Annotated in this window: 24 protein-coding genes; 16 read left to right on the top strand and 8 right to left on the bottom strand. The window is 64.3% G+C overall.

Annotation, left to right across the window (positions count from 1 at the left end):
• Window positions 1–18: 18 nt before the first annotated feature.
• Entirely contained in the window at window positions 19–438 is a 420-nt protein-coding gene (locus tag ACTORR_RS10625) for a hypothetical protein (protein WP_054886744.1), read from the bottom strand.
• Between the two features lie 115 nt (window positions 439–553).
• Between ACTORR_RS10625 and hrpB the strand changes: the two genes are divergently transcribed.
• On the top strand, window positions 554–3,082 hold the full coding sequence (gene hrpB / locus ACTORR_RS10620; RefSeq protein WP_313364567.1) for an ATP-dependent helicase HrpB: 2,529 nt from the start codon (window positions 554–556) through the stop codon (window positions 3,080–3,082).
• Window positions 3,083–3,102: 20 nt separating this feature from the next.
• Window positions 3,103–3,684 (top strand): VENN motif pre-toxin domain-containing protein, encoded by a 582-nt coding sequence (locus ACTORR_RS10615; protein WP_286934222.1) that lies wholly within the window; start codon window positions 3,103–3,105, stop codon window positions 3,682–3,684.
• 193 nt (window positions 3,685–3,877) lie between these two features.
• Here the strand turns inward: ACTORR_RS10615 and ACTORR_RS10610 are convergent, their stop codons facing one another.
• Window positions 3,878–4,438, bottom strand: a complete 561-nt coding sequence (locus tag ACTORR_RS10610; RefSeq protein ID WP_286934245.1) for an RNA 2'-phosphotransferase — start codon at window positions 4,436–4,438, stop codon at window positions 3,878–3,880.
• A 27-nt stretch (window positions 4,439–4,465) separates the two neighbouring features.
• The gene (locus ACTORR_RS10605) at window positions 4,466–5,122 is read right to left on the bottom strand and encodes a YciC family protein (RefSeq protein WP_099814668.1); all 657 of its coding nucleotides are present in this window, start codon (window positions 5,120–5,122) and stop codon (window positions 4,466–4,468) included.
• 155 nt (window positions 5,123–5,277) lie between these two features.
• On the opposite strand from ACTORR_RS10605, the gene ACTORR_RS10600 reads away from it, so the two are divergent.
• The 5 genes from ACTORR_RS10600 (at window position 5,278) to ACTORR_RS10580 (ending at window position 9,622) form a co-directional block, all read left to right on the top strand.
• A complete protein-coding gene (locus tag ACTORR_RS10600) occupies window positions 5,278–6,045 on the top strand; it encodes a DUF2076 domain-containing protein (protein WP_054883933.1) in 768 nt (255 codons plus the stop codon).
• A gap of 68 nt (window positions 6,046–6,113) precedes the next feature.
• A complete protein-coding gene (locus ACTORR_RS10595; protein WP_286934218.1) occupies window positions 6,114–6,593 on the top strand; it encodes an NYN domain-containing protein in 480 nt (159 codons plus the stop codon).
• 9 nt (window positions 6,594–6,602) lie between these two features.
• Window positions 6,603–7,208 carry a 3'-5' exonuclease gene (locus ACTORR_RS10590; protein WP_099814670.1) on the top strand — a complete coding sequence of 202 codons (606 nt, stop codon included), beginning with the start codon at window positions 6,603–6,605 and terminating at the stop codon, window positions 7,206–7,208.
• Between the two features lie 109 nt (window positions 7,209–7,317).
• Window positions 7,318–8,235, top strand: coding sequence for a drug/metabolite exporter YedA (gene yedA / locus ACTORR_RS10585; RefSeq protein WP_286934215.1), 918 nt, complete (start codon window positions 7,318–7,320; stop codon window positions 8,233–8,235).
• 55 nt (window positions 8,236–8,290) lie between these two features.
• On the top strand, window positions 8,291–9,622 hold the full coding sequence (locus ACTORR_RS10580) for a DEAD/DEAH box helicase (RefSeq protein WP_286934212.1): 1,332 nt from the start codon (window positions 8,291–8,293) through the stop codon (window positions 9,620–9,622).
• Window positions 9,623–9,742: 120 nt separating this feature from the next.
• Here the strand turns inward: ACTORR_RS10580 and ACTORR_RS10575 are convergent, their stop codons facing one another.
• The 3 genes from ACTORR_RS10575 to ACTORR_RS10565 all read right to left on the bottom strand — a co-directional run bounded on the left by ACTORR_RS10575 (window position 9,743) and on the right by ACTORR_RS10565 (window position 12,773).
• Entirely contained in the window at window positions 9,743–10,984 is a 1,242-nt protein-coding gene (locus tag ACTORR_RS10575) for a TIGR03862 family flavoprotein (protein ID WP_286934209.1), read from the bottom strand.
• 149 nt (window positions 10,985–11,133) lie between these two features.
• Window positions 11,134–12,048, bottom strand: a complete 915-nt coding sequence (locus ACTORR_RS10570; RefSeq protein ID WP_054883938.1) for a histone deacetylase family protein — start codon at window positions 12,046–12,048, stop codon at window positions 11,134–11,136.
• A 38-nt stretch (window positions 12,049–12,086) separates the two neighbouring features.
• Window positions 12,087–12,773 carry a histidine phosphatase family protein gene (locus tag ACTORR_RS10565; protein ID WP_099814671.1) on the bottom strand — a complete coding sequence of 229 codons (687 nt, stop codon included), beginning with the start codon at window positions 12,771–12,773 and terminating at the stop codon, window positions 12,087–12,089.
• 167 nt (window positions 12,774–12,940) lie between these two features.
• Here ACTORR_RS10565 and ACTORR_RS10560 point away from each other — a divergent pair, with 167 nt between their 5' ends.
• From ACTORR_RS10560 to ACTORR_RS10545, 4 genes are all read left to right on the top strand, one after another.
• Window positions 12,941–13,513: a GNAT family N-acetyltransferase gene (locus ACTORR_RS10560; protein ID WP_054883940.1), complete on the top strand. Its 573-nt coding sequence runs from the start codon at window positions 12,941–12,943 to the stop codon at window positions 13,511–13,513.
• A 147-nt stretch (window positions 13,514–13,660) separates the two neighbouring features.
• Window positions 13,661–14,530 (top strand): acyl-CoA thioesterase II, encoded by an 870-nt coding sequence (gene tesB / locus ACTORR_RS10555; RefSeq protein ID WP_054883941.1) that lies wholly within the window; start codon window positions 13,661–13,663, stop codon window positions 14,528–14,530.
• A complete protein-coding gene (locus ACTORR_RS10550; protein WP_054883942.1) occupies window positions 14,527–15,117 on the top strand; it encodes an HAD family hydrolase in 591 nt (196 codons plus the stop codon). Before tesB ends, ACTORR_RS10550 begins: the two co-directional genes overlap by 4 nt.
• Before the next feature lie 161 nt (window positions 15,118–15,278).
• Window positions 15,279–16,289: a zinc-dependent alcohol dehydrogenase family protein gene (locus ACTORR_RS10545; RefSeq protein WP_262108848.1), complete on the top strand. Its 1,011-nt coding sequence runs from the start codon at window positions 15,279–15,281 to the stop codon at window positions 16,287–16,289.
• A 19-nt stretch (window positions 16,290–16,308) separates the two neighbouring features.
• On the opposite strand, the gene ACTORR_RS10540 is transcribed toward ACTORR_RS10545, so the two are convergent.
• Window positions 16,309–17,004, bottom strand: coding sequence for a FadR/GntR family transcriptional regulator (locus tag ACTORR_RS10540; protein ID WP_286934203.1), 696 nt, complete (start codon window positions 17,002–17,004; stop codon window positions 16,309–16,311).
• Between the two features lie 259 nt (window positions 17,005–17,263).
• Between ACTORR_RS10540 and ACTORR_RS10535 the strand changes: the two genes are divergently transcribed.
• Together ACTORR_RS10535 and gudD are read left to right on the top strand one after the other, a co-directional pair.
• Complete coding sequence (locus ACTORR_RS10535) at window positions 17,264–18,616, top strand: MFS transporter (RefSeq protein WP_054883945.1); 1,353 nt, start codon at window positions 17,264–17,266, stop codon at window positions 18,614–18,616.
• 19 nt (window positions 18,617–18,635) lie between these two features.
• Window positions 18,636–19,991 carry a glucarate dehydratase gene (gene gudD / locus ACTORR_RS10530; RefSeq protein ID WP_286934199.1) on the top strand — a complete coding sequence of 452 codons (1,356 nt, stop codon included), beginning with the start codon at window positions 18,636–18,638 and terminating at the stop codon, window positions 19,989–19,991.
• Between the two features lie 93 nt (window positions 19,992–20,084).
• Here gudD and ACTORR_RS10525 read toward each other — a convergent pair whose 3' ends face one another.
• Window positions 20,085–20,972 (bottom strand): LysR substrate-binding domain-containing protein, encoded by an 888-nt coding sequence (locus ACTORR_RS10525; RefSeq protein WP_054883947.1) that lies wholly within the window; start codon window positions 20,970–20,972, stop codon window positions 20,085–20,087.
• 99 nt (window positions 20,973–21,071) lie between these two features.
• Here ACTORR_RS10525 and ACTORR_RS10520 point away from each other — a divergent pair, with 99 nt between their 5' ends.
• The 3 genes from ACTORR_RS10520 (at window position 21,072) to gabP (ending at window position 25,421) form a co-directional block, all read left to right on the top strand.
• A complete protein-coding gene (locus ACTORR_RS10520; RefSeq protein WP_286934196.1) occupies window positions 21,072–22,022 on the top strand; it encodes a 2-hydroxyacid dehydrogenase in 951 nt (316 codons plus the stop codon).
• Between the two features lie 175 nt (window positions 22,023–22,197).
• A complete protein-coding gene (locus ACTORR_RS10515) occupies window positions 22,198–23,541 on the top strand; it encodes an MFS transporter (protein WP_286934194.1) in 1,344 nt (447 codons plus the stop codon).
• 488 nt (window positions 23,542–24,029) lie between these two features.
• Entirely contained in the window at window positions 24,030–25,421 is a 1,392-nt protein-coding gene (gene gabP / locus ACTORR_RS10510) for a GABA permease (RefSeq protein WP_286934192.1), read from the top strand.
• The last annotated feature ends 33 nt before the right edge of the window (window positions 25,422–25,454 follow it).

Below are 25,454 nucleotides of genomic sequence, written 5' to 3'. Positions count from 1 at the left end.
GCGTTGTCCTTGTCAGTGTCAGGCTGCGGGTACCAGCCCCAGGGCCGCCAGTTGCTCCACGCTGCCGCGGTGCTGGATCAGCCGCGGGTCATCCAGCGGCAGGCGCTGGCCCAGTTCGCTTTCCAGAATGGCCTGCAGCTTGAGGTTGTCGACCTTGCCATCCGGGCTGACGGCGTCACGCAGTTTTACCGGATCGACCTGGGCGGTGTGCCCGCCTTTGTAGTAGATGGCGCCCGTGGCGAAGTCGATGCCAAAGGCGATCAGGCCTGGGATGACATAGAACAGGATGCCGATGGCGTCCATTGCCGCCACGACGGGGTCGATCTTGCCGCCGATCTGGCCACGGCGCTCTGGGTAGAAGATGGTGCCGCAGGCCGTCAGTTGGGTCAGCAGCGTGACGATCAGGGCGCCACCGATGACACGGGATGGGATGCGCATGTAAATCTCCGAAAAGTATTCAGCAGGGCAAGCGAAGCGCCAGCACCTGAAGCTAAGACCATGATAGAGCAGGCTGGGTTCGCCGTTATACTCGCCAGACTGTTCGAGGACCACCATGATTTCTTTACCGATCGATGCTGTCTTGCCCGCCTTGCGCGAAGTCCTGCATAACCGCGATGAAGCCGTGCTCGAAGCGCCGCCTGGAGCGGGCAAGACCACCCGCGTACCGCTGGCGCTGCTCAACGAGCCGTGGCTGGCCGGGCAGACCATCCTCATGCTCGAGCCGCGCCGCCTGGCGGCGCGGGCGGCGGCCGAGCGCCTGGCCAGCGAACTGGGTGAAAAGGTCGGTGAAACCGTGGGCTACCGCATCCGCCTGGACAGCAAGGTCGGGCCGACCACGCGCATCGAGGTGGTCACCGAAGGCATCCTGACCCGCCGGCTACAGTCCGATCCGGCGCTGGACGGCGTGGGCCTGCTGATCTTCGACGAATTTCATGAGCGCAGCCTGGATGCTGACCTGGCCCTGGCGTTGAGCCTCAATGGCCGCGAACTACTGCGTGACGAGCCTGCGCTGAAAATCCTGCTGATGTCGGCGACCCTTGAAGGCGAGCGCCTCTCGCGGCTGCTGGGCGACGCGCCGGTGGTGCGCAGCGAAGGCCGCATGCATCCGGTGGATATCCGCTGGGGCCGGCCATTCCAGCCGGGCGAGTTCATCGAGCCGCGGGTGGTGGACAACGTATTGCTGGCGTTGGCCGAACAGCCTGGCAGCGTGCTGGTGTTCCTGCCTGGCCAGGCGGAGATCCGCCGTGTGCATCAAAGCCTGCAGGACGCCCTGGGTGAGCGGCCAGATGTGCTGCTGTGCCCGCTGCATGGTGAGCTTGACCTCAGTGCCCAGCGCGCCGCCATCGACCCGCCGGCCCAGGGCCTGCGCAAGGTGGTGCTGGCCACCAACATCGCCGAAACCAGCCTGACCATCGACGGCGTGCGCGTGGTCATCGATGCCGGCCTGGCGCGGGTGCCGCGCTTCGATCCGGGGAGCGGCATGACCCGCCTGGACACCCAGCGCATTTCCCGCGCCAGCGCCACCCAGCGCGCCGGCCGGGCAGGGCGCCTGGAACCAGGGGTGTGCTACCGCCTGTGGTCCGAGGCCCAGCATGACCAACTGACTGCCCACGGCAGCGCCGAGATCCTCCAGGCCGACCTTGCCGGCCTGGCCTTGCAGCTTGCGCGTTGGGGCGTCACTCCCGACCAGTTGCGCTGGCTCGACCAGCCGCCGGCAGCGGCCTTTGCCCAGGCCCAGGACCTGCTTGCGCGGCTGGGCGCGTTCAAGCCGGGCAGCCGCGACAACCTCAGCGACCACGGCCAGGCCATGGCCGAACTGCCGGCTCATCCGCGCATCGCCCACCTGCTGTTGCGCGGCCAGGACCTTGGCCTGGCAACGATGGCCTGCGATGTCGCGGGCTTGCTTGGCGAGCGAGATATCCAGCGCGGTGGTGGTGCCGACCTGCACAGCCGCCTGGCGCTGGTCAGCGGTGAAAGCAAGGCCAGCCGGGGTGGCCAGGGCGGCGTGCAGCGTGCGCGGCAACTCGCTCGGCAATACCGTGGCCTGTTGCGCGGCCAGGCCACGGCGGCGGTTGCCGACCCCGACCATCCCCGCTGGCTAGGCGCCTTGCTGGCGCTGGCCTATCCCGACCGGGTCGCCCAACAGCGTCGCGAAGGTGGCGCCGAGTATCGTCTGGCCAATGGCCGGGCCGCCTTGTTCGCCGAGGTTGACGCATTGATGAAATGCCCCTGGCTGGTAATCGCCGACCTCGGTAGCCGCCAGGGCCAGCGCGAAGAACGCATCTATCTGGCGGCCGAGTTCGACCCCGCGCTGCTCGAAGATGTGTTGGCCGAGCAGGTCGAGCGCGTCGATGTCCTTGATTGGGACGAGCGCGAGCAAGTGCTGCGCGCCGAGCGCCAGACCAAGGTCGGCGAGCTGATAGTGGGCCGCGAACCGTTGCCCGGCCTGGATGACCAGGCCCGCGCCAGGGCGCTGCTTGGCCTGGTGCGGCGCAAGGGCCTGAACCTGCTCACCTGGACCCCGGAGCTGCGCCAGTGGCAAGCACGGGTGGCGCTGTTGCGTCAGCTGGATCTGGACAAGGACGGGCAAAGCGAATGGCCCGACCTGGGGGACGAGGCGCTGTTGGCGACACTGGAAGACTGGCTGCAGTCCTACCTGGGCAAGGTCTCGCGCCTGAGCCACTTCGCCGCGCTGGACCTTCCGTCGATCCTGCGTAACCTGCTGCCCTGGCCATTGCCGCAGCGCCTGGACGAATGGGCGCCGGCGCATCTGGCGGTGCCGTCCGGCTCGAACATCCGCCTGGACTACAGCGAACACCCGCCGATCCTTGCCGTGCGCCTGCAGGAACTGTTCGGCCTGGCCGATACGCCGCGCATTGCCCAGGGCCGCCAGCAGGTAAAACTGCATCTGTTGTCGCCAGCGCGGCGGCCGGTGCAGGTGACCCAGGACCTGGCCAACTTCTGGCGTACCACCTACGCCGAGGTGAAGAAGGACCTGAAGGGGCGCTACCCGAAGCATTACTGGCCTGATGATCCGCTGGTGGCCGAAGCTACCGCACGGGCCAAGCCGCGCGGTACCTGAAACGCCTCTGGAGAAGGGGATTGCGGGCCGGTGGCAACATCGGTGGTGCACTTGCCGGAGCCTCGGCCCCGTATTTGGCCGGCGTTATCAAGAAAGTAGCGGGTGATAACGAAAACGTCCGGGTCATGGCCCATGCCGTATTGGGTGCCGTGGTGGCTCAGGCCCAGGGCAACTCGGCGGTTGCGGGTGCGGCCGGCGCAGCGACTGGTGAGTTGATAGCTGCTCGGATCTACCCTGACAAGCCTCGGGATCAACTGAGTGAGGAAGAGAAACAGACCATTTCCGCGCTGGCGACGCTTGCTTCAGCGCTGGGAGGCGCTGCAACGGGCGGCGGCTTGGGAGATGCCGTTGCAGCGGGCCAGGCGGGGAGGAACTCTGCGGGAAACAATGCGCTGAGTGATGTTGCCGAGGCCTTGGCGGCAGGCAAGACGCCAGAGGTCGTCGCCGAGGAACGGGTCAAGGCAGAAAACGAACGCTACAAACAGCAGAATTGCGCGGGGTTAAGCTCTGAGACCTGCTCGGTCAAAATGTACGACGAGCGCCCGCGGCCAGGTACGTGGGGCAGGTGTTCAGGCGCCGTCTTGGAGGCAACTGGTTCATGAATGACCAAGACAAGCAGAACATGTTCTGCGGGCGCCCACAGTTGGTCGAGATGAAAGGGCAATTTGCGCAAATACGCCCGTCGAGTATGGTCACGGCTGCGGTTGACCGCAGAACGGGCACTACACCGGCAGAATCCTGAACACCTTGAAGACCAAGGCAGGGGAGTAGGGCGCGGGCGCTGCGCCTTACGCCTTAGGTCAGCTGATCGTCCATCAAGAGGAATTCAACGGGGACCGCTTCAGTCAACCACACGCCATTCTCAGACTGGTAGAACCTGAACCCCCGCCGATGCATGCGCAGGGCATCGATCTTCAACAGCACCGGTTTCCCATATCGCTCGCCGACAGCGACCGCCGTCACGGTTTCCTGCGACAGGTGCACATGGTGGCGTGCACCCGCAATCAGCCCTTGCTGCAGAATTGACTCAAGAAAGCGTGTTGCCGTCCCGTGATAGAGCACCGGCGGCGGCTGCTTTTTCGTGTGCTGAAGATTCACGCCTGAAGCCGAATGCCCTTGTGCAGCCCGAATACGCTGGCCATCTTCGGAGAGCGTGAAGCGCTTCTTGTCGCTGCTTTCGACAACTTCACGGAGCGTTGTCAGGTCCAGCATGCGGCCTGCCTTTGCCGCGCCAGCAAGCAAGGCATCGATATCCACCCAGCCTTCGGCATCGAGTTGCAGGCCGATGGCGTGAGGCTCATGGCGCAGGACATAGCTCAGAAACTTGCGGGTTTCGGTCAGGTGTTTGCTGCTAATAGTCGTCCTTTTCCGGTACTCGGTTCTTCAGGCTTGCTCTTGCGCTTCCAGCAACATGAACAGGCGATACAGCACCACCGTGCTGAACAACTGCAGGAACCCACTCAGGCTGTCCAGGGCCAGTTCGACGCCCGGCGCAGGCTCGGGGAAGGCCATCAGCAGCAGGCCATCGATCAGCCAGATCGGTGCCAGCACGCCGAGCACGCAGATCATGATGCGCAGGAAGTGCCCGGTGGTCATGCGCGCACTTTCACGCATCGACTGCACCACCGGCAGGCCACGCAGCACCAGCAGGTATTCGGCGAACACCAGGTTGATCATGATCCACACGCCCGGGAACACCAGCAGCGCCAGGCCGGCCATGATCAGCAGCGAGCTGATCGTGATCAGCAGGGCCAGTTGCGGCCACAGCTGCACGGCGCGGGCGAACAGGTCGCGCTTGCGAATCTCCTGGCCGTTGCTGCGGGTGTCCAGGTATAGGATCAGCGCCGCGCTGTACAGCGGATAGAACAACAGGCTGATCAGCATGCCGTAGGCCGGCGAGGCCTGCTCGCCCAGCTGGCGGTACAGCAGCTGGGTGGAGAGGGCTTCGAGCACCACTAGCGGCAGGCATAGCGGAATGATGCTGGCCAGGTGGCGGCGGAAGAAGTACAGGGAGTCGCGCAGAACGCTCAGCGGATTCATCAGTCAACATCGCAAGGCAGTAAAAGCAGGGGCCTAACTTTAGCCCAGAGCGGTCGCTTGCTGAAAAAAGTTTCACCCGCGCGGTGATTGAATCCTTGGGCCGGGCGCCCCATCTTTGCCATGTCCGATGTCCTGCTAGCCCATGAGGTAGCCCAATGAACACTGATGAACAAACCCTGATCGACGGCCTGTTCGGCCGCATCAAGCAAGCCGAAGACCCAAGCCAGCCGCGCGATGCGCAGGCGCAGGCACGGATCGAGGAGCATGTCCGCCAGCAGCCGGCAGCGCCTTACTACATGGCCCAGGCGATCCTGGTTCAGGAAGCCGCGATCAAGCGCCTGGATGAGCAGAACAAGCAACTGGAGGCCGAACTGAAGCAGGCCCGTGCCCAGCTTGAGGCGACCCGTGCCAGCAGTGGCAATGGCGGCGGTGGGTTCCTCTCCAGCATCTTCGGTGCCGGTGCGCGCAACCCGGAGCCGGTTCAGCCGCAGCGCCCTAGTGCGCCGGTAGCATCGGGTGGCGGTTGGCGCGAGCCGAGTGCGCCAGGCTTCTCTCAGCCGCAGCCGCAGATGCAGGCTCAAGCACAGCCGCAACAGCCTGGCTTTGGCGCCGCGCCAGCGCGCAGCGGCGCCAGCAGCTTCCTCGGTGGTGCAATGCAGACCGCTGCGGGCGTCGCCGGTGGCGTGTTGCTGGCGCAAGGTATCAGCAGCCTGTTCCACCACAACTCGCAGCCTGAAGAGGTGGTCGAGGTGATCAAGGAAGAGCCGGCACCGGCCAGTGACAACGGCGGCTGGAATGACCAGGGGGCGCAGCAGCAGGTTGCCGACAACGGTGGCTGGGGCAATGACCAGGGCGGCTGGGCCGATACCGACTACGGCAACGATGGTGGTGGCTTCTTCTCGGATGACGATACGTTCGTCTGACCGGTCTGGCATACTGCTGGCATTTCCGAAGGGGCGCATTGCGCCCCTTTTCATGTCGAGGGTATGTGGTGAAAAAGATCGCGCTGTTCGCCGATGTGCAGAACCTCTACTACACCGTGCGCCAGGTCCATGGCTGCCACTTCAACTACACCGCACTGTGGAAGGAGGTCAGCCGCGAAGGCGAGATCGTCGAGGCCGTCGCCTATGCCATCGATCGCGGTGACAGCAAGCAGCAGCAATTCCAGCAGATCCTGCGCAACCTCGGTTTCGACGTGCGCCTCAAGCCGTTCATCCAGCGCAGCGACGGTTCGGCCAAGGGCGACTGGGATGTGGGCATCACTCTCGATGTGATCGATGCCGCCAGCCGGGTCGACCAGGTGGTGCTGGCCTCGGGTGATGGTGACTTCGACCTGCTGCTGGAACGGGTCATCCAGCGCCACGGCACCGAGGCGGTAGTCTATGGCGTGCCCGGCCTGACAGCGTTGTCGCTGATTCGCGCCGCCACCCGTTATGTGCCCATCGAGGGCGCGCTGTTGCTCAAGCACTAAGGTTTTTTCATGGAACGTATCGCTGTCATCGACTTTGAAACCACCGGCATCTCGCCCGGTGCCGGCTGCCGCGCCACCGAGGTGGCGGTGGTGATGCTGGAAGGCGGGCGCATTGTCGAGCGCTATCAGAGCCTGATGAATGCCGGTGTGCCGGTGCCGGCCTTCGTCGCCGGGCTCACCGGCATCACCACCGCCATGCTGCGCACGGCGCCGCCGGTCGATAAAGTGATGAACGAAGTGGCCGAGTTCGTCGGAGGTACCCCATTGCTGGCGCATAACGCCGCCTTCGACCAGAAGTTCTGGGATTACGAACTGAGCCGCATCGGCCGCAGCCGGCAGCAGTCTTTCGCGTGTTCCCTGTTGCTGTCACGGCGCCTCTTGCCGGCGGCGCCGAACCACAAGCTGGGTACCCTGACCCGGTGGGCCGGGCTGCCGCATACCGGTACCGCACACCGGGCCATGGCCGATGCCGAAATGGCCGCCAACCTGCTGCAACACCTGGCAGGCGTGTTGCGCCAGGCCCACGGCGTCCAGCAACTCTCCCACGAATTGCTGTGCCGCCTGCAGAAAACGCCTGCCGCGAAGGTTGGTGAAACCTTGGCCAAATTAGCCTGATGAGCGCAGCAAAAGTGTGCCGCTCATTTCGCACGGTTTTGTAACTTATATTTACCTGTGCACCGCCCTAAACTCGGTCACCCGAAAACGGATTTCTGAGTTACCTGCCATGCCTGCCTCCCGTCGCTTTCCGCTGCTGCTCATCGGCGCCTTCATTGCCCTGTACCTGGTATGGGGTTCCACCTACCTGTTCATTCGCATCGGTGTCGAATCGTGGCCGCCGATGCTGATGGCCGGTGTGCGTTTCATCATCGCCGGCTGTTTGCTGTATGGCTTCCTGCGCTGGCGGGGTGTGCCGGCCCCGACCTGGCCGCAATGGCGTGCGGCAGGGGCGATCGGTTTCCTGTTGCTCAGCTGCGGCAATGGCGGGGTGACAGTGGCCGAGCATGCGGGTGTGGCCTCGGGCGTGGCAGCGCTGGCGGTGGCGACGGTGCCGTTGTTCACGCTGCTGTTCGGTTTGCTGTTCGGCCACCGCAACTCGCGGCTGGAGTGGGCCGGTATCCTGCTCGGGTTGCTGGGTATCGCCTTGCTCAACCTCGGTTCCAACCTGCAGGCCAGCCCAGTGGGGGCGGCGTTGGTGGTGTTCGCTGCGGCGGCGTGGGCGTTCGGTTCGGTGTGGAGCAAGAGCCTTCCTTTGCCCCAAGGCCCGATGGCCAGTGCCGCCGAGATGCTGGTAGGCGGTGCGGTATTACTGTTGGGCAGTGCACTGTCCGGTGAGCGCATGACGCAGATGCCGACCCTTGCCGGCTGGGGGGCGCTGGCTTACCTGGTGCTGTTCGGTTCGATCCTCGCCTTCAGTGCCTACATGTACCTGCTCAAGAACGTGCGGCCGGCAGCGGCCACCAGCTACGCCTACGTCAACCCGGCGGTGGCGGTGCTGCTGGGTATCCTCTTTGCCGGCGAACAGATCGGCACCGAGGAGTGCCTGGCCATGGCGGTGATCATCGGCGCGGTGGTGCTGATCGGCCTGCCGCAATGGCGCAAGGCGCCAGAGCAGCCGATGAAAGGCGAAATCTGCAGCAAGTAGCCAGGGGTGATGCGGTAAACTTGCCGCCTTCGCTGAACCCCCTGACGGTATTGCCATGAATTTCGCCAAACTCGGCCTGATCGAACCGCTGCTGCGCACCTTGCAGCAGCTGGACTACACCACCCCGACCCCAGTCCAGGCCAAGGCCATCCCCGCCGTGCTGGCCGGCCGCGACCTGATGGCCGCAGCCCAGACCGGCACTGGCAAGACCGCCGGTTTCGCCTTGCCGGTGCTGCAGCGCCTTGCCCTGGAAGGTGAGAAGGTTGCCAGTAACTCGATCCGTGCGCTGGTGCTGGTACCGACCCGCGAGCTGGCCGAGCAGGTGCACAACAACGTGCGCGAATATGCCGAAAACCTGCCATTGAGCACCTATGCCGTCTACGGCGGGGTCAGCATCAACCCGCAGATGATGCGCCTGCGCCGTGGCGTCGACCTGCTGGTGGCCACGCCCGGCCGACTGCTCGACCTGTTCCGCCAGAATGCGGTGAAGTTCAATCAGGTACAGACACTGGTGCTCGACGAAGCCGACCGCATGCTCGACCTGGGCTTTGCCGAAGAGCTGCAGTCGGTTTATGCCGCCTTGCCGCGCAAGCGTCAGACGCTGCTGTTCTCCGCCACCTTCTCCGAGCAGATCCGCATGCTCGCCGGCTTGGCCCTGAACGACCCGCTGAGCATCGAAGTCAGCCCGCGCAACGCCGCGGCGACCACGGTCAAGCAGTGGCTGGTGCCTGTGGACAAGAAACGCAAGGCCGACTTGTTCATGCACCTGCTGCGCAAGCAGCGCTGGAAGCAGGTGCTGGTATTTGCCAAGACTCGCAATGGCGTCGATCAGCTGGTCGAGCGCTTGCTGGCTGAAGGCGTCAATGCCGACGGCATCCACGGCGACCGCCCGCAGGCCACCCGCCAGCGTGCGCTGGACAGTTTCAAGGCGCGGGAAATCCAGGTGCTGGTAGCGACCGATGTCGCCGCCCGTGGCCTGGATATCGACGACCTGCCGCTGGTGGTCAACCTCGACCTGCCGATCGTGGCCGAGGACTATGTGCACCGTATTGGCCGTACCGGCCGCGCCGGCAACAAGGGCGAGGCGATTTCGCTGGTGTGTGCCGATGAGGTGCAGATGCTCTCGGCGATTGAAGTGCTGACCCGGCAGACCCTGCCGCGCCTTGAAGAGCCAGACTTCATCCCCGAGCATCGGGTACCGATGACCGATGCCAGCGGCCAGGTGATCAAGAAGCCGAAGAAGCCCAAGAAACCGAAAGAGAACAGCGCCAAGCGTGGGCTGGGGCGCTGGATGGACAGTGCCGAGGCAGGTGCTGCGGAGCCATCGGTGAAGGCTGTGCGCAAGGTGCCGAGCTTCAACGGCGGGCCGCGCAAGCGTAAGCCTTGAGATCCCTGGGGCCGCTCTGCGGCCCTTTCGCGACACAAGGCCGCTCCTACAGGGGATTGCGTACCTCTGTAGGAGCGGCCTTGTGTCGCGAAAGGGCTGCGAAGCAGCCCCGGCAATCGATCAGGCAGGCCGCGCCAACCAATCCACCGCCGCTCGTCCCGCACGAAGCCCGCTGGCAAAGCACGCGGTCAGCAGATACCCCCCAGTCGGCGCCTCCCAGTCCAGCATTTCGCCCGCACAGAACACCCCCGGCATCCGGCGGACCATCAACCCTTCATCCAGCCCTTCGAAACGCACGCCACCGGCACTGCTGATCGCTTCGTCCAGCGGTCGCGTGCGTACCAGCGTGATCGGCAAGGCCTTGATCGCCCGCGCCAGCGCCTGAGGATCGGCAAAGGTCGCCTGATCCGTCAGCTCCCGCAGCAACCCCGCCTTGACCCCGTCGATCCCCAACTGGCTGTGCAGATGCTTGGCCATCGACCGCGACCCGCGTGGTTTGGCCAGCGCCTGGGCAATCTTGTCCACAGGCTTGTCCGGCAACAGGTCGAGCAACAGCCTGGCCTGCCCCTGATGCTCGATAGCCTGGCGCAGTTGCGCCGACCATGCATACACCAGGCTGCCCTCGACACCCTGCGCGGTGAGGATGAACTCGCCTTTGCGCGGCGCCATGCCCGGCACGCTCAGGGCAATGTTCTTCAGCGGCGCCCCCGCAAACTTGTCCACAAGCACTGGACTCCAGCCTTCGACCTCGAATCCGCAGTTGCTTGGCCGCAGTGGCGAGATATCCACATTGCGTTCGGCCAGCAATGGCTGCCAGGCTCCATCAGAGCCCAGCCTGGCCCAGCTGGCGCCACCGAGAGCCAGCACCACGGCGTCGGCCTTGACCTGCAATTCACCCTGTGGATAAGCGATTCGCAAGCTGCCGTCGGCATTCCAGCCCAACCAGCGATGGCGGGTGTGGATAACTACACCGATGTCACGCAGGCGCTTCAACCAGGCGCGCAGCAGCGGGGCTGCTTTCATATCGGTCGGGAAAACCCGGCCCGACGTACCGACAAAGGTTTCGATACCCAGCCCGTGAATCCACTGGCGCAGCGCATCGGCATCGAAGTCGCGCAGCAACCCGTCGATCTCGCTGCACCGCTCGGCGTAGCGCGAAACGAACTGTGGATAAGCTTCCGAATGGGTGATGTTCATGCCACCGACGCCGGCCAGCAAGAACTTGCGGCCCACCGAAGGCATGGCATCGAACACTTCCACCGCCAGGCCCGCCTGGGCCATGGCTTCAGCCGCCATCAGGCCAGCAGGGCCGCCGCCGATCACGACGGCCAGGGGAGGGGATGCGGGGTTTTTATCTGGCATGGTAGGCAGCAGGTTGTGGAAAAGACTGCGCATTCTAGCGCAGCCGGGCCAATCCACGTACTGAACAAAAAATGATCAGTGTTCTGCAGCCCCCACCGGTCAAGGGCTGCAGCGCCTTTCCCGCAGGTTATCCACAAGCGGTTCCACAGTCATTGTGAACAACCTATGACACGCGCCGCACTGTGGTGAAGAATGCCATGGCGCCTGGCCAAGGCTTCGCGGTCCTTGCTATAGCCGCCACCGATGACCCCGACCACCGGGATGTCACGGCCCAGGCAATGGCGCATCACCAGCTCGTCACGCGCCGCCAGGCCATCGTCGGTGAGTTGCAGGTAGCCCAGGGCATCATCCTTGTGCACATCGACGCCGGCGTCGTACAGCACCAGGTCGGGTTGATAGAGCGGCAGTAGGTAGTTCAGCGCGTCTTCCACCACCTTCAGGTAAGCCGTGTCGCCCATGCCGCGTGGCAGGGGAATGTCCCAGTCGCTGTGGGCCTTGCGTGCCGGGAAGTTCTGTTCGCAGTGCAGGGACACGGTGATGGCGTCCGGGGTGTCCTGGAGGATGCGTGCCGTGCCGTCGCCCTGGTGCACATCGCAGTCGAAGATCAGTACCCGGTGCACACGCCCGGCTTCGAGCAGGTAGCGGCTGATCACCGCCAGGTCATTGAAGATGCAGAAACCGGCCGGATGGTCGTAGTGGGCATGGTGGGTGCCACCGGCCAGGTGGCAGGCGATGCCATGCTGCAGCGCCATCTCGGCGGTCAGCAGCGAACCGCCCACTGCACGCACCGTGCGCCGGGCAAGGGCTTCGCTCCAGGGCAGGCCGAGGCGGCGCTGGTCCTCGCCGGACAGTTCGCCGTTCATGTAGCGCTCGATGTAGCTGCGGTCATGGGCCAGGGCGAGGATGTCGTTGGGGCAGATGTCCGGGCGCAGCAGGGCCTGGTCGGTAGTCAGGCCGCTGCCCACCAGGTGGTCGCGCAGCAGGCGGAACTTTTCCATGGGAAAGCGGTGCCCGGCGGGGAATTCCGGGCTGTAGTCTTCGTGGTAGATCAGCGGCAGCGGCATGGGACGTTCGCAATCGGGGCCAGCGCTGATCTTGCCAGTTATTTCCCCACGCTGGCCAATACCCGTTGCCAGTCTGGCTCGTTCAAGCGCCCAAGGATGCGCGCCTTGCCGTTGGCGTCCACCGAGACGAACAGCGCGCTGGCGTAGTTGCTCTCACGCTCACCCCCGGCCACGCCCTGCTGGCGGGCGAAGTGGTCGATGCAGCCATTGTGGGTGACCAGCACCAGGTTATGCCCGGCACGCTTGCGCGCCAGCGCTTCACGGGCGAACTGGTTGTCGCAGCTTTCCAGCCAGGCTTCGCTGGCAACGGCCTGGCCAAGGATGAAGTGCGCCGTCTGCAGGGTACGTACTTTGGGGCTGGCGAGCACCTCGGCATTGCCCAGGCCCAGTTGTTTCAAGCCTTGTCCGACCCGGGTGGCGGCCTCGCTGCCGGCCACGGTGATACCCGTAGGGTCGTTCAGGCAAGGGCCGGGTGCGCTGTCGCAACGTTCGGCATGGCGGATCATCACGATCACTGCACCGTCTGCCCAGTCCTGCAGCAGGCCGCTTTCATTCAACTGCCGCTCGTTGCCAAGGTCCACGATATGGGTCCTCGTTGACAGCCAGGTGGTGACCGCTGCGATGACCATGCACAAACCGAGAGCGGCACCAAGGGCTTTGCGTGACATGCGTCGCTTGCGACGGGCGTGGATGGCGGGATGGCCCAAGGTGTTGCTCGGCTGCATGCGTCACTCCAATGGCGCGGCGGTGGTGTGGGGGCATTGTGCTCAGCCGTCTGTCGGGGGCTAGTGAAGGGGTTGTGAAAATTGCATTCTGGGCGCCGCCGGTTGCGTGTCAAACCTGGCCGCGCCTACGCTGTAAAATGCCATTGGGTAAAACCGGAGCTGTTCTCATGACCCCCATCCTCCACCTGGAAAGCGCCCGCCTGGTGTTGCGCCAATGGCACGATGACGACCTGCGCGAATTTGCGGCAATGTGTGCCGACCCGCAGGTGATGCGTTATTTCCCGGCGCCCATGACGCGGCTCGAAGCGGCGGCGCTGATCGGCAGGATCCGCGGGCATTTCAACGAATACGGCTTCGGCCTGTGGGCGCTTGAGCGAAAAGACAGCGGGGCGTTCATCGGCATGACGGGCTTGCTCAACGTCAATTTCGACGCGCCGTTCGCCCCGGCGGTGGAGATTGGCTGGCGCCTGGCCCGGCGTCATTGGGGCCTGGGCTTTGCCAGCGAGGCGGCATGGACCTGCCTGCGTTGTGCTTTCGCCCAATTGCGCGTGGAAGAGGTGGTGTCGTTCACTAGCGAGAGCAACTTGCCGTCGCAAAAAGTCATGCAGGCCATCGGCATGGTCCAGGACGTCAATGGCAGCTTCGACCACCCCCGCCTGCCCATCGGCCACCCGCTGCGCCCTCACGTGCTGTATCGCATCGACCGCGCACACTGGGAGCAGACCCTGCGCACTGAATGAGCCGGCATGCACGGTGTCGATGACAAACCTTGTATCATTTCCTCATCCCTGAAAGGTGCTTGCCGAAAGATGTTCAGCGCCTGTGAAACCGAGCGCCGCTCAGCGGCGCATCGCGAGCAAGGCTCGCTCCTACAAGGAGAACCCCCGATGAGTCATGTGTTGGACGACCTGGTCGACCTGTTGAGCCTCGAATCGATCGAGGAGAACCTGTTCCGTGGCCGCAGCCAGGACCTCGGCTTCCGTCAGCTGTACGGTGGCCAGGTGCTGGGCCAGTCGCTGTCGGCGGCCAGCCAGACGGTCGAGGATGCGCGCCATGTGCATTCGCTGCACGGCTACTTCCTGCGCCCGGGCGATGCCAGCTTGCCGGTGGTTTATTCGGTCGACCGCGTGCGTGATGGCGGCAGTTTCAGCACCCGGCGGGTGACGGCGATCCAGAAGGGCCAGCCGATCTTCACCTGCAGCGCGTCGTTCCAGTACGACGAGGAAGGCTTCGAGCACCAGGTGCAGATGCCCGACGTGGTCGGCCCGGAAAACCTGGCGACCGAAGTCGAGTTGGCCAGCGCCCACGCCGACAAGCTGCCCGAACGCATCCGCGACAAGGTGCTGTGCGCCAAGCCGATCGAGATTCGCCCGGTGACCGAGCGCGATCCGTTCAACCCCCAGCCCGGCGACCCGGTGAAGTACGCCTGGTTCCGCGCCGACGGCTCTTTGCCTGACGTGCCGGCGCTGCACAAGTACCTGCTGGCCTACGCTTCCGATTTCGGCCTGCTGACGACGTCGCTGCTGCCCCATGGCAAATCGGTGTGGCAGCGCGACATGCAGATCGCCAGCCTCGACCATTCGCTGTGGTTCCACCGTAACCTGCGCGCCGATGAGTGGCTGTTGTACGCCACCGACAGCCCATGGGCTGGTAATGCCCGGGGTTTCTGCCGCGGCAGCATCTTCAACCGCGCCGGCCAGCTGGTGGCGTCGTCGACCCAGGAAGGCCTGATTCGCCACCGCAAGGACTGGGCATGAGCCTGGCCGAAATCCGCAATTGGGTGTTCGACATGGACGGCACCCTGACCGTGGCGGTGCACGATTTCGCCGCCATCCGCGTCGCCCTGGATATCCCGGCCGAGCACGACATTCTCACCCATCTGGCGGCGCTGCCGGCGGCGGAAGCGGCGGCCAAGCATGCCTGGCTGCTGGAACATGAGCGCGACCTGGCGATTGCCTCGACAGCGGCCAACGGGGCCGTGGAACTGGTGCGTGAGCTGGCCGAACGTGGCTGCCGCCTGGGCATCCTGACCCGCAATGCGCGGGAGTTGGCGCATGTGACGCTGGAGGCGATCGGCCTGGCGGACTGCTTCCAGGTCGAGCACATTCTCGGGCGCGATGAGGCCGAGCCGAAGCCGAGCCCGGATGGGCTGTTGAAGATTGCCAGTAGCTGGGGCGTGGCGCCTGGCGAGTTGGTGATGGTTGGGGATTATCGCTTTGACCTGGACTGTGGGCGGGCCGCTGGGGCGCGCACGGTGCTGGTGAACTTGCCGGATAACCCGTGGCCGGAACTGGTGGATTGGCATGCAGCAGATTGCCGGGCGTTGCGGGTGATGCTGGGCTGAATTATCTGTTGCCAGTTCCGGCCCTTTCGCGGGCTCGCCCGCTCCCACAGGATCTCTACAGGCCCGAGTCCAGTGCAATATCTGTTGGAGCGGGCACGCCCGCGAACAGGCCCACACTGGCTATGCTGAACCCCAGTCTTTCTCTGAATGGAGCCCCAGTCATGACCAGCAAGGCCATCTATGTGCAACCCGGCGGCGGCTACGACAAGGTCGAAGTCGGCACCTGCGAGGCGCCTGCGCCCAAGCCGGGCGAGATCACCGTGCAACTGCATGCCAGCTCCCTCAACTACCACGACTTCGCCGTGGTCAGTGGCATGTGGGGCCCGAGCGAGCGGCGTATTCCCATGGCCGACGGCGCCGGCGAAGTGGTCGCGGTCGGCGCAGGTGTGAGTGAATTCAAGGTTGGCGACAACGTCGTCAGCACCTTCTTCCCGGACTGGCTCGACGGCCAGGCCAACGTCGAAGGCTTTGCCCGGGTGCCCGGCGATGGCATTGATGGTTATGCCCGCGAGCAGGTAACGGCCCCGGTCACTTCGTTCACGCTGGCACCCAAGGGGTTCAGCCACGCCGAGGCTGCAACCCTGACCACGGCCGGCCTCACCGCCTGGCGCAGCTTGATGAGCGACGATCACCTCAAACCCGGTGACACGGTGCTGGTGCAGGGCACCGGCGGTGTGTCGATCTTCGCCCTGCAGTTCGCCAAGCTGGCCGGGGCCACGGTCATTGCCACGTCGTCCAGCGACGCCAAGCTCGAACGCCTGAAGGCCCTCGGCGCCGACCACCTGATCAACTACAAGAGCACCCCGGCCTGGGGCGAGAAGGCCCGTGAGCTGACTGGCAATCGCGGCGTCGATCATGTGATCGAAGTGGGTGGGCCGGCGACCCTGGAGCAGTCGATGATCGCCGCGCGCATTGGTGGGCATGTGTCGTTGATCGGCATTCTGACCGGTGTAGCCGGTCAGCTGCCATTGGTGCAGGCACTGGTACGCCAGATCCGCCTGCAAGGTGTGCTGGTGGGCAGCCGTGCGCAGCAGCAGGCGATGGTGCGGGCGATCGATGCCAATGGCTTGCGGCCAGTGGTGGACAAGCATTTCGAGCTGGAGCAGATCGTCGAGGCGTTCCGCTACCAGGAGAGCAACCGGCATTTCGGCAAGATCTGCCTGACCTGGTGAAACGGCAACGACAGCGGCCCTAGTCCGGCAGCAGGCGATCGCGGCTGTTGGACAGGTGCAGGCAGATCGCCGCCCGCGCCGCGTCCGGGTCTTGCCGGCGGATGGCATTGAGGATCGCCTCATGCTCAAGGTTGGCCAGGTAGGCATGCCGCGCCAGGTTGGCGCCGGCGCGTTCGGCCAGGGCCATGCGGTTACGCGGGATCAACCCGTTGCCCAGTTGCGCCATCACCTCGCTGAAATACAGGTTGCCAGTGGCCTCGGCGATCAACAGGTGAAAGCGCCGGTCTGCCTCGATGCAGCTGTCACCGGCAGCCGCCAGGTCCTGGTAGTCATCCAGCGCCTTGCGCATGCGCACCAGGTGCTCGTCGCTGCGGCGCACGGCAGCGAGCGCGGCCGCCTGGCCCTCCAGGCCGATGCGCAGCTCCAGCAGGTCGCGCACGCTCGCGGCATTTTCCGCCCCCACGCGCAGACCCGCCTGGCCCTGGCGCTCCATCACGAAGGTGCCGATGCCGTGGCGCGGTTCCACCAGGCCTGAAGCCTGCAGTTTCGACAGCGCTTCACGGACCACGGTGCGGCTGACGCCATGCTCGCGCACCAGGGTGTTCTCAGACGGCAGTTTGTCCCCCGGCTTGAACGTGCCCAGCAGGATTTGCTGGGTCAGGCTCGACACCAGGTCGTGGGCGCGGCTGTGGCTGCGTTTGGCAGGAGTATCCATGAGTAGTCCGGAGTTGACTGGCTTGTATGACAAGTTAATCGATAAAAATATTTTTTGCCCGTTTTTTCTCTGCACGGTACAGGTCCGACAATCGATTTATCAGCATTTTCGACGCTATTTACTGAGTTATAAGCTTGTATTTTGCCATTTAGGTGATAGCCGGCATCTTGTCGTACAACTTCGCTGCGCCTATGCTCCGTTCCACTGTCATGTCAGACAACCTCGACCCGCACAATAACAATCAGTGGGAGATACACCTGTGAACGACACCCTCGCTCCGTCTGCCCGGAATGAAGGCGACGCTTTGGCCAGTGCCGTGGCCAAGGTCAGGCGCCACGTCCTGCCGCTGTTCGTCATCATGTTCATCGTCAACTACCTTGACCGCGTCAATATCGGCTTCGTCCGTCCGCACCTGGAAAGCGACCTGGGCATCAGTGCCGCCGCCTTTGGTTTCGGTGCCGGGCTGTTCTTCATCGGCTACGCGCTGTTCGAGGTGCCCTCGAACATGCTGTTGCAGAAAGTCGGTGCGCGGCTGTGGCTGACCCGCATCATGTTCACCTGGGGCGTGGTCGCCACCGCGATGGCCTTCGTCCAGAACGAAACCCAGTTCTACGTGCTGCGCTTCCTGTTGGGCGTGGCCGAGGCAGGCTTCTTCCCCGGTGTGATCTACTACTTCACGCGCTGGTTGCCGGCCGCCGAGCGTGGCAAGGCGATTGCCATCTTCCTCAGCGGTTCGGCCTTGGCATCGCTGATTTCCGGGCCGCTGGCCGGCGCGCTGATGCAGATCCAGGGCCTGGGCCTGCATGGCTGGCAGTGGATGCTGTTCATCGAAGGCATGGCCTCGGTGGCCCTGTGCTTCTTCGTGTTCTTCTGGCTCGACTCCAAACCGCAGGATGCCAGGTGGCTTAGCCCGGCCGAACAGGACGCGCTGGTGGCGACCATCGACCGCGAACAGCGTGATCGTGAAGCCGTGGGCGCAGTCAAGCCATCGGCCTGGCGCCTGCTCCAGGACCGCCAGATCGTGCTGTTCTGCCTGATCTACTTTTGCATCCAGCTGACCATCTACGCCGCCACCTTCTGGCTGCCGAGCATCATCAAGCGCATGGGCGATCTCAGCGACCTGCAGGTCGGCTTCTTCAACTCGATCCCGTGGCTGATCTCGATCATCGCCATGTACGCCTTCGCTGCCGGTTCCACGCGCTGGAAGTTCCAGCAGGCCTGGGTTGCCGGTGCCTTGGTTGTCGCTGCCATCGGCATGTTCATGTCCACCACTGGCGGCCCGGTGTTCGCCTTCGTCGCCGTGTGCTTCGCCGCCATCGGCTTCAAGTCCGCCTCGTCGCTGTTCTGGCCGATTCCGCAGGGTTACCTAGACGCCCGTATCGCCGCGGCCGTGATCGCCTTGATCAACTCCGTCGGCAACCTCGGCGGCTTCGTTGCCCCCACCACTTTCGGCCTGCTCGAACAGCAGACCGGGTCGATCCAGGGCGGGCTGTATGGCCTGGCCGTGACTTCGGTGCTAGCGGCCATCGCCGTCTTCTTCGTACGCATTCGCCCAAAGGGCGCTTCCCCTGACCAGCACAAGGCGCCTTCGGCCTTGGGCCAGACCCACTGATGACTGCGAGACAACGACCATGAACATGCAGACCAACCCCGCCGTACACACCAGCACACCCGTCGTCACCGACCTGCGCGTTATTCCCGTGGCTGGCCACGACAGCATGCTGCTCAACCTCAGTGGCGCCCACGGCCCGTACTTCACCCGCAACGTCGTGGTGCTGCGCGACAGTGCCGGCAACACCGGCCTTGGCGAAGTGCCCGGTGGCGAGAAGATCCGCCAGACCCTGGAAGATGCCCGCAGCCTGGTGGTCGGCCAGCCGATCGGCCACTACCAGCGCGTGCTCAACGCCATGCGCCAGACCTTCGCCAACCGCGACTCCGCTGGCCGTGGCCTGCAGACCTTCGACCTGCGCATCACCGTGCACGCGGTGACCGCCATCGAGTCGGCGCTGCTCGACCTGCTCGGCCAGTACCTCAATGTGCCGATGGCGGCACTGCTGGGTGAAGGCCAGCAGCGCGAGGCGGTGAAGATGCTCGGCTACCTGTTCTACATCGGCGACCGCCAGCAAACCGACCTGGCCTACCGCGACGAAGCCGACGCCGATGACGACTGGTTGCGCCTGCGCCATGAAAAGGCCCTGACCCCGGAAGCGGTGGTGCGCCTGGCCGAGGCCGCCAAGCAGCGCTATGGCTTCAGCGACTTCAAGCTCAAGGGTGGTGTGCTGCGTGGCGAGGAAGAAATGGAAGCGGTAACGGCCCTGGCCGAACGCTTCCCCGAAGCGCGTATCACCCTCGACCCGAACGGCGCCTGGTCGCTGAAAGAAGCCATCGCCCTGTGCCGCGACAAGCACGATGTGCTGGCCTACGCCGAAGACCCGTGCGGTGCCGAGAACGGCTATTCGGGCCGTGAGGTGATGGCCGAGTTCCGCCGTGCCACCGGCCTGCCGACCGCCACCAACATGATCGCCACCGACTGGCGGCAGATGGGTCATGCGATCCAGCTGCAGTCGGTGGACATCCCCTTGGCCGACCCACACTTCTGGACCTTGCAGGGTTCGGTGCGGGTGGCGCAGATGTGTAACGACTGGGGCCTGACCTGGGGCTCGCACTCGAACAACCACTTCGACATTTCGCTGGCGATGTTCACCCAGGTGGCAGCGGCGGCGCCGGGTGAGATCACCGCCATCGATACTCACTGGATCTGGCAGGACGGCCAGCGCCTGACCCGTGAGCCACTGCGTATTGTTGACGGCCATGTGCGAGTGCCGGCGCGGCCGGGGCTGGGGGTGGAGCTGGATGAAGACCAGCTGGCCAAGGCCCACGAGTGCTACCGCAACATGGGGCTGGGGGCGCGGGATGACAGCGTGGCGATGCAGTTCCTGATTCCCGGTTGGAGCTTCGACAACAAACGGCCTTGCTTGGTGCGTTAAGGCTGCTGGCCCTTTCGCGGGCAAGCCCGCTCCCACAGGTACTGCACAAGACCCTGTGGGGAGCGGGCTTGCCCGCGAAGAAACCATCACTATTTATCCAGCTTCAAAGAATGCCCGCGCCATCTCGACAAAGCCCCCCAGCACCGGGTTCGGGTTATCCCGGCAAAACGCCAGAAAGATCTCCGCCTGCTGCTCCATCCCCAGCAACGGCTTGAACACCACCTGTTCCAGCCGCAATGCCTGCGCCGAAGCCGGCACCACCGCGCAGCCCAGCCCGACATTGACCAGGCCCAGGATCGAATGCGTCTGCCCCAGCTGGTGCAGGTACCGCGGCTGCACCTCATGCCGGGCAAACAGGTTGGCGATACGGTCATGGAAATAGCGCCCTTCGTTGGCGCTGTACATCACGAACGGCTGCTGGTCGAAATCGCTCGGCCTGAGCCGCTCGCGTGCCGCCAGCACATGCCCGGCGGGCAGGGCGGCGACGAAGGGTTCGCGGTGGATCGGCAGGTACTCCACGCGGGCGCTGGGCAGCACCTGGCGCACCAGGCCGACATCGATCAGGCCAGCTTCCAGGTCATGCACCTGGGTGGACGAGACCCGTTCGCTGAGCAGTAACTCGATGTCGGGCAAGGTCTGGCCGGCGTGCACCAGCAAGCGCGGGATCATGCTGTAGGCGCCGACGGCGGTGAAGCCCAGCGTCAAGCGACCTGCTTCGCCATGGGCGATACGCCGCGCCGACTGGCTGGCCGACTCGGCGACTTGCAGGATACGCCGGGCATCTTCGAGAAAACTTTGCCCGGCCAGGGTCAGGCGCGCCTGGCGGTTGTTGCGCTCCAGCAACAGCACCCCCAGAGAATGTTCCAGCAGCTGGATCTGCCGGCTCAGCGGTGGCTGGGTCATGTGCAGGCGGGTGGCGGCCCGGCCGAAATGCAGCTCCTCGGCGACGGCGACGAAGCAGCGCAACTGGTGCAGCTCCATGATTCAATTCCTGAATTATTCGATCCAGCATCTATATTAGACCTGTATCAAATGTGGGCCTAGCATCGAGTCATGTCTTCGAACTGCCGGATGCCCACGATGAACAACGACGCCATCGACGTGCTGCTGACCCAGCCCGTACCCGATGCCATTGATGCCCAACTGGTGAGTACTTACCGGGTGCATCGGCTGTATCAGCATGACCACCCGCAACAGCTGCTCGGCGAGGTTGGCCCGCGCATTCGCGCGGTAGTCACTGGCGGCGCCAAGGGCTTGTCGAACGCGCTGATGGACCAGCTGCCCAGCCTTGAGATCGTCGCCATCAGCGGCATCGGCACCGATGCCGTGGACCTGCGCCACGCGGCCAGCCGCGGTATCCACGTAACCACCACGCCGGGCGTGCTCACCGCTGATGTGGCAGACCTGGCGATGGGCCTGATCATCAGCACCCTGCGCCGCCTGGGCGAAGGGGAGCGGCTGGTGCGCGACGGTTTGTGGGGTACGGTGGACCTGCCACTGGCGCGCAAGGTCAGCGGCATTGGACTGGGTATCGTCGGGCTCGGCGAGGTGGGCAAGGCCATTGCCCGGCGCGCCGCTGCATTCGACATGCGCATTGCCTACAACGGGCGGCGCGAGCAGCCAGAAACCGGCTACCGCTACGAACCCGACCTGATCGAGTTGGCGCGCTCGGTGGATGTGCTGGTGGTGTCGGCTTCAGCCGATGGCGGCCGGGTGCTGGTGACGGCGCAGGTGCTCGATGCACTGGGGCCGGAGGGGTACCTGGTCAATGTGTCGCGGGGCAAGTTGGTTGACGAGCACGCGCTGGTCGAGGCGTTGCGTGAACAGCGCATCGCCGGGGCCGGGCTGGATGTGTTCGTCGATGAGCCGTATGTGCCACCCGCGTTGCGTGACCTGAACCAGGTGAGCCTGCAGCCCCATCGCGGTAGCGCCACGCTGCAGACCCGGCTGGAAATGGGACGCATGGTGCTGAACAACCTTCAAGCCTGCTTCCGAGGCGAGATGCCGTCGAATCGGGTGATCGACCTCTAGGGCCCTTTCGCGGGTAAACCCGCTCCCACAGGGGCCACACAGGATCGAGACCTGTGCAATTCCCCGTGGGAGCGGCTTTAGCCGCAAAGAGGCTGGCACAGGCAACACAAGGCCCAAGGGCCACACCTTCTCCGCACAAGAACAATCGCTTCCACCGAGAAGCAAGAGGGTCCACATGAACAGCAAATCCGCCGTCGCCCCATCGCAGGCCGTGGCCGGGGTCGGTCGCCATCGTTTCCTGGTCCTGGCGCTGATCTTCGTCATCACCGTGATCAACTACGCAGACCGCGCCACCCTGTCGATCACCGGCACCGAAGTCCTCAAAGACCTGGGCCTGGACCCTGTGATGCTGGGGATGATCTTCTCGGCTTTCGCCTGGGCCTATGCCCTGGGCCAGGTCCCCGGCGGCTGGCTGCTCGATCGCTTCGGCGCGCGCCGGGTGTATGGCCTCAGCCTGGTCCTGTGGTCGCTGTTCACGCTGCTGCAAGGCACCGTAGGCTGGCTGGGCCTGGCCGGGTTTTCCGCGGCAGTGACGCTGTTCTCCATGCGCTTCATGCTCGGCCTGGTGGAGTCGCCCGCGTTCCCGGCCAACTCACGCATCGTCAGCTGCTGGTTCCCCACCCGTGAGCGCGGCACGGCCTCTGCCTTGTTCAATTCGGCGCAGTACATGGCCGTGGTGGTGTTCACCCCGCTGATGGCATGGATGACCCACAGCCTGAGCTGGGAACAGGTGTTCATCTGGATGGGCGTGCTGGGGCTGCTGCTGAGCGTGGCGTGGTTCCGCCTTTATCACGAACCGCACAGCGCGCCGGGGTTGAGCCGCGAAGAGCTGGACTACATGCGCGAGGGCGGCGCCCTGGTCGACCTGGAGAAGCAACGCAAGACCGCCAAGAGCAAACCGACCCGTGCCGAGATCGCACAGCTGTTCACCAGCCGCAACCTGTGGGCGGTGTACCTGGGCCAGTACTGCATCACCGCGCTCACTTATTTCTTCATCACCTGGTTCCCGATCTACCTGATCAAGGGCCGTGGCATGACCATCATGGAAGCCGGCTGGGTCGCTGCGCTGCCAGCCATCTGCGGTTTCACCGGCGGCATCCTCGGCGGCTTCGTTTCGGACTGCCTGATCCGCCACGGCGTACACCCGTCGAAGGCACGCAAGACCCCGTTCGTGATCGGCATGGCGCTGTCCACCAGCCTGGTGCTGGCCAACTATGTGGACGGCAACGCGGCGGTGATCGCTCTGATGACCCTGGCGTTCTTCGGCAAGGGCCTGGCGGCGGTGGGCTGGGCGGTGCTGTCGGATGTGGCGCCGAAGAAGATGGTCGGCCTGTGTGGTGGCGTGTTCAACGGCATCGGCAATATCGCGGGCATCGTCACCCCGCTGGTGATCGGTTACGTGGTTGCCAGTACCGGTTCGTTCCACAACGCACTCTGGTTCGTGGCCGCCCATGGCGTGCTGGGGATCTTCGCTTACCTGTTGCTGGCCAGGCGTTTCGAGCGCACTGGGCAGGCGTAGGCAGACGCCTGAGCAACAGAGGCCCCGGGAGACCGGGGCTTTTTTGTTTGCATTGAGACTTGAATGGGCTTTACCGGCCTCTTCGCGGGCACGCCCGCTCCCACAGGTATTACACAAGATCTGAAATGTGTGCGGTCCCTGTGGGAGCGGGCGTGCCCGCGAAAGGGCCAGGCCTGCCAACACACATCCAGATGAAAAACTAAAGCGCCAGATGGATCCCTGGCGTGATCGGATATGCCATTCGCGACATCTGGCGTTTACGGAAATGCCCTGTCGTGATCGAACAGTTCCAAGGCGTTCTCGTGTAATTTCCCGCAGCCTTACGGGGCTTAAATGAAGCCCGAACCACACCGGCATCTTGCTCTGTGACGTGTGCCAAAGATCAACAACAGCGCACCAGCAACGTGTCGACTTCCTGATTTGAAAGGAGATATTTTCGCCTACGCCTGCCCGTCCTTCCTTGTGTCAGCAAAAAGAGAACAAGATCAATGAACACCGTGGGATCTGATGGCAACCTTGCACAAGGTTTCAAGCCACGTCATGTAACGATGCTGTCCATTGCCGGCATCATCGGTGCCGGACTTTTCGTAGGCTCCGGGCACGCCATCGCGGCTGCCGGGCCAGCCACCATACTTTCCTACTTCGTGGCCGGGACCCTGGTGGTACTGGTCATGCGCATGCTCGGCGAAATGGCCGTGGCGCATCCGGACACGGGATCGTTCTCCACCTACGCTGACCAGGCCATCGGCCGCTGGGCCGGCTATACCATCGGCTGGTTGTACTGGTGGTTCTGGGTGCTGGTGATCCCGATCGAGGCATTGGCGGCAGGGCACGTGCTCAACGCCTGGTTCCCCGATATCCCCAGCTGGATCTTCGCCCTCGCCTCGGTGCTGTTGCTGGCGGGCACCAACCTGTTCAGCGTGGCCAAGTACGGCGAGTTCGAGTTCTGGTTCGCCATCCTCAAGGTCACCGCCATTCTCGGTTTCATCGGCCTTGGCTTCGCTGCGCTGCTGGGCTGGCTGCCCGAGCGTGAAGTCAGTGGGCTGAGCGGGCTGATGGCCGAACATGGTGGCTTCGTGCCCAAGGGCTGGTCGGCGGTGGTCGGCGCGTTCATCACCGTGATGTTCAGCTTCATCGGCACCGAGGCCGTGACCATCGCCGCGTCCGAATCCAGCGACCCATCGCGCAACATAGCCAAGGCCACCCGTTCGGTGATCTGGCGGATCAGCACCTTCTACATCCTGTCGATCTTCGTGATCATCTCGGTGGTGCCGTGGAACGATCCACAGCTGGCAGTGGTGGGTTCTTACCAGCGTGCGCTGGAAATCATGAACATCCCCAATGCGGCTTTCATGGTCGACCTGGTGGTGCTGGTGGCCGTGACCAGCTGCATGAACTCGTCGATCTACATCGCCTCGCGGATGATGTACTCGCTGGCCAAGCGCGGCGACGCCCCGGCGCTGCTGAACAAGACCTCCAAGGTCGGCGTGCCACGTGCCGCAGTATTCGGCAGCACCCTGATCGGCGCCGCCATCGCCATCCTCAACTATTTCGCACCCAAGGGCGTGTTCGAGTTCCTGCTGGCCAGCTCCGGTGCCATCGCGCTGCTGGTGTACATGGTCATCGCCATCTCCCAGCTGCGCATGCGCCGCCGCCTGGAGCGCGGGAACACGGAGCTCAAGTTCCGCATGTGGTTGTTCCCGTACCTGACCTGGGCGGTCATCATTTTCATCGCCGGCGCGCTGGCCGTGATGATGTACACGCCTGAACACCGGGCGGAAGTGAGTTCGACCTTGGGCCTGGCGATCGTGATTTCCTTCCTGGGAATCGTGACCTCCCGGGGCCATACGCAAACGGTGGGGGCGCGGTCGATGGGGTGATTGAATTCACCTTGCAACAAAGGCGAGGGCACC

This window comes from Pseudomonas sp. SAR267 (genome assembly GCF_052077595.1).
GTDB lineage: Bacteria > Pseudomonadota > Gammaproteobacteria > Pseudomonadales > Pseudomonadaceae > Aquipseudomonas > Aquipseudomonas vlassakiae.
The sequence above is the reverse complement of the archived record's forward strand: the minus strand, read 5'-3'. Positions and strand labels throughout refer to the sequence as shown.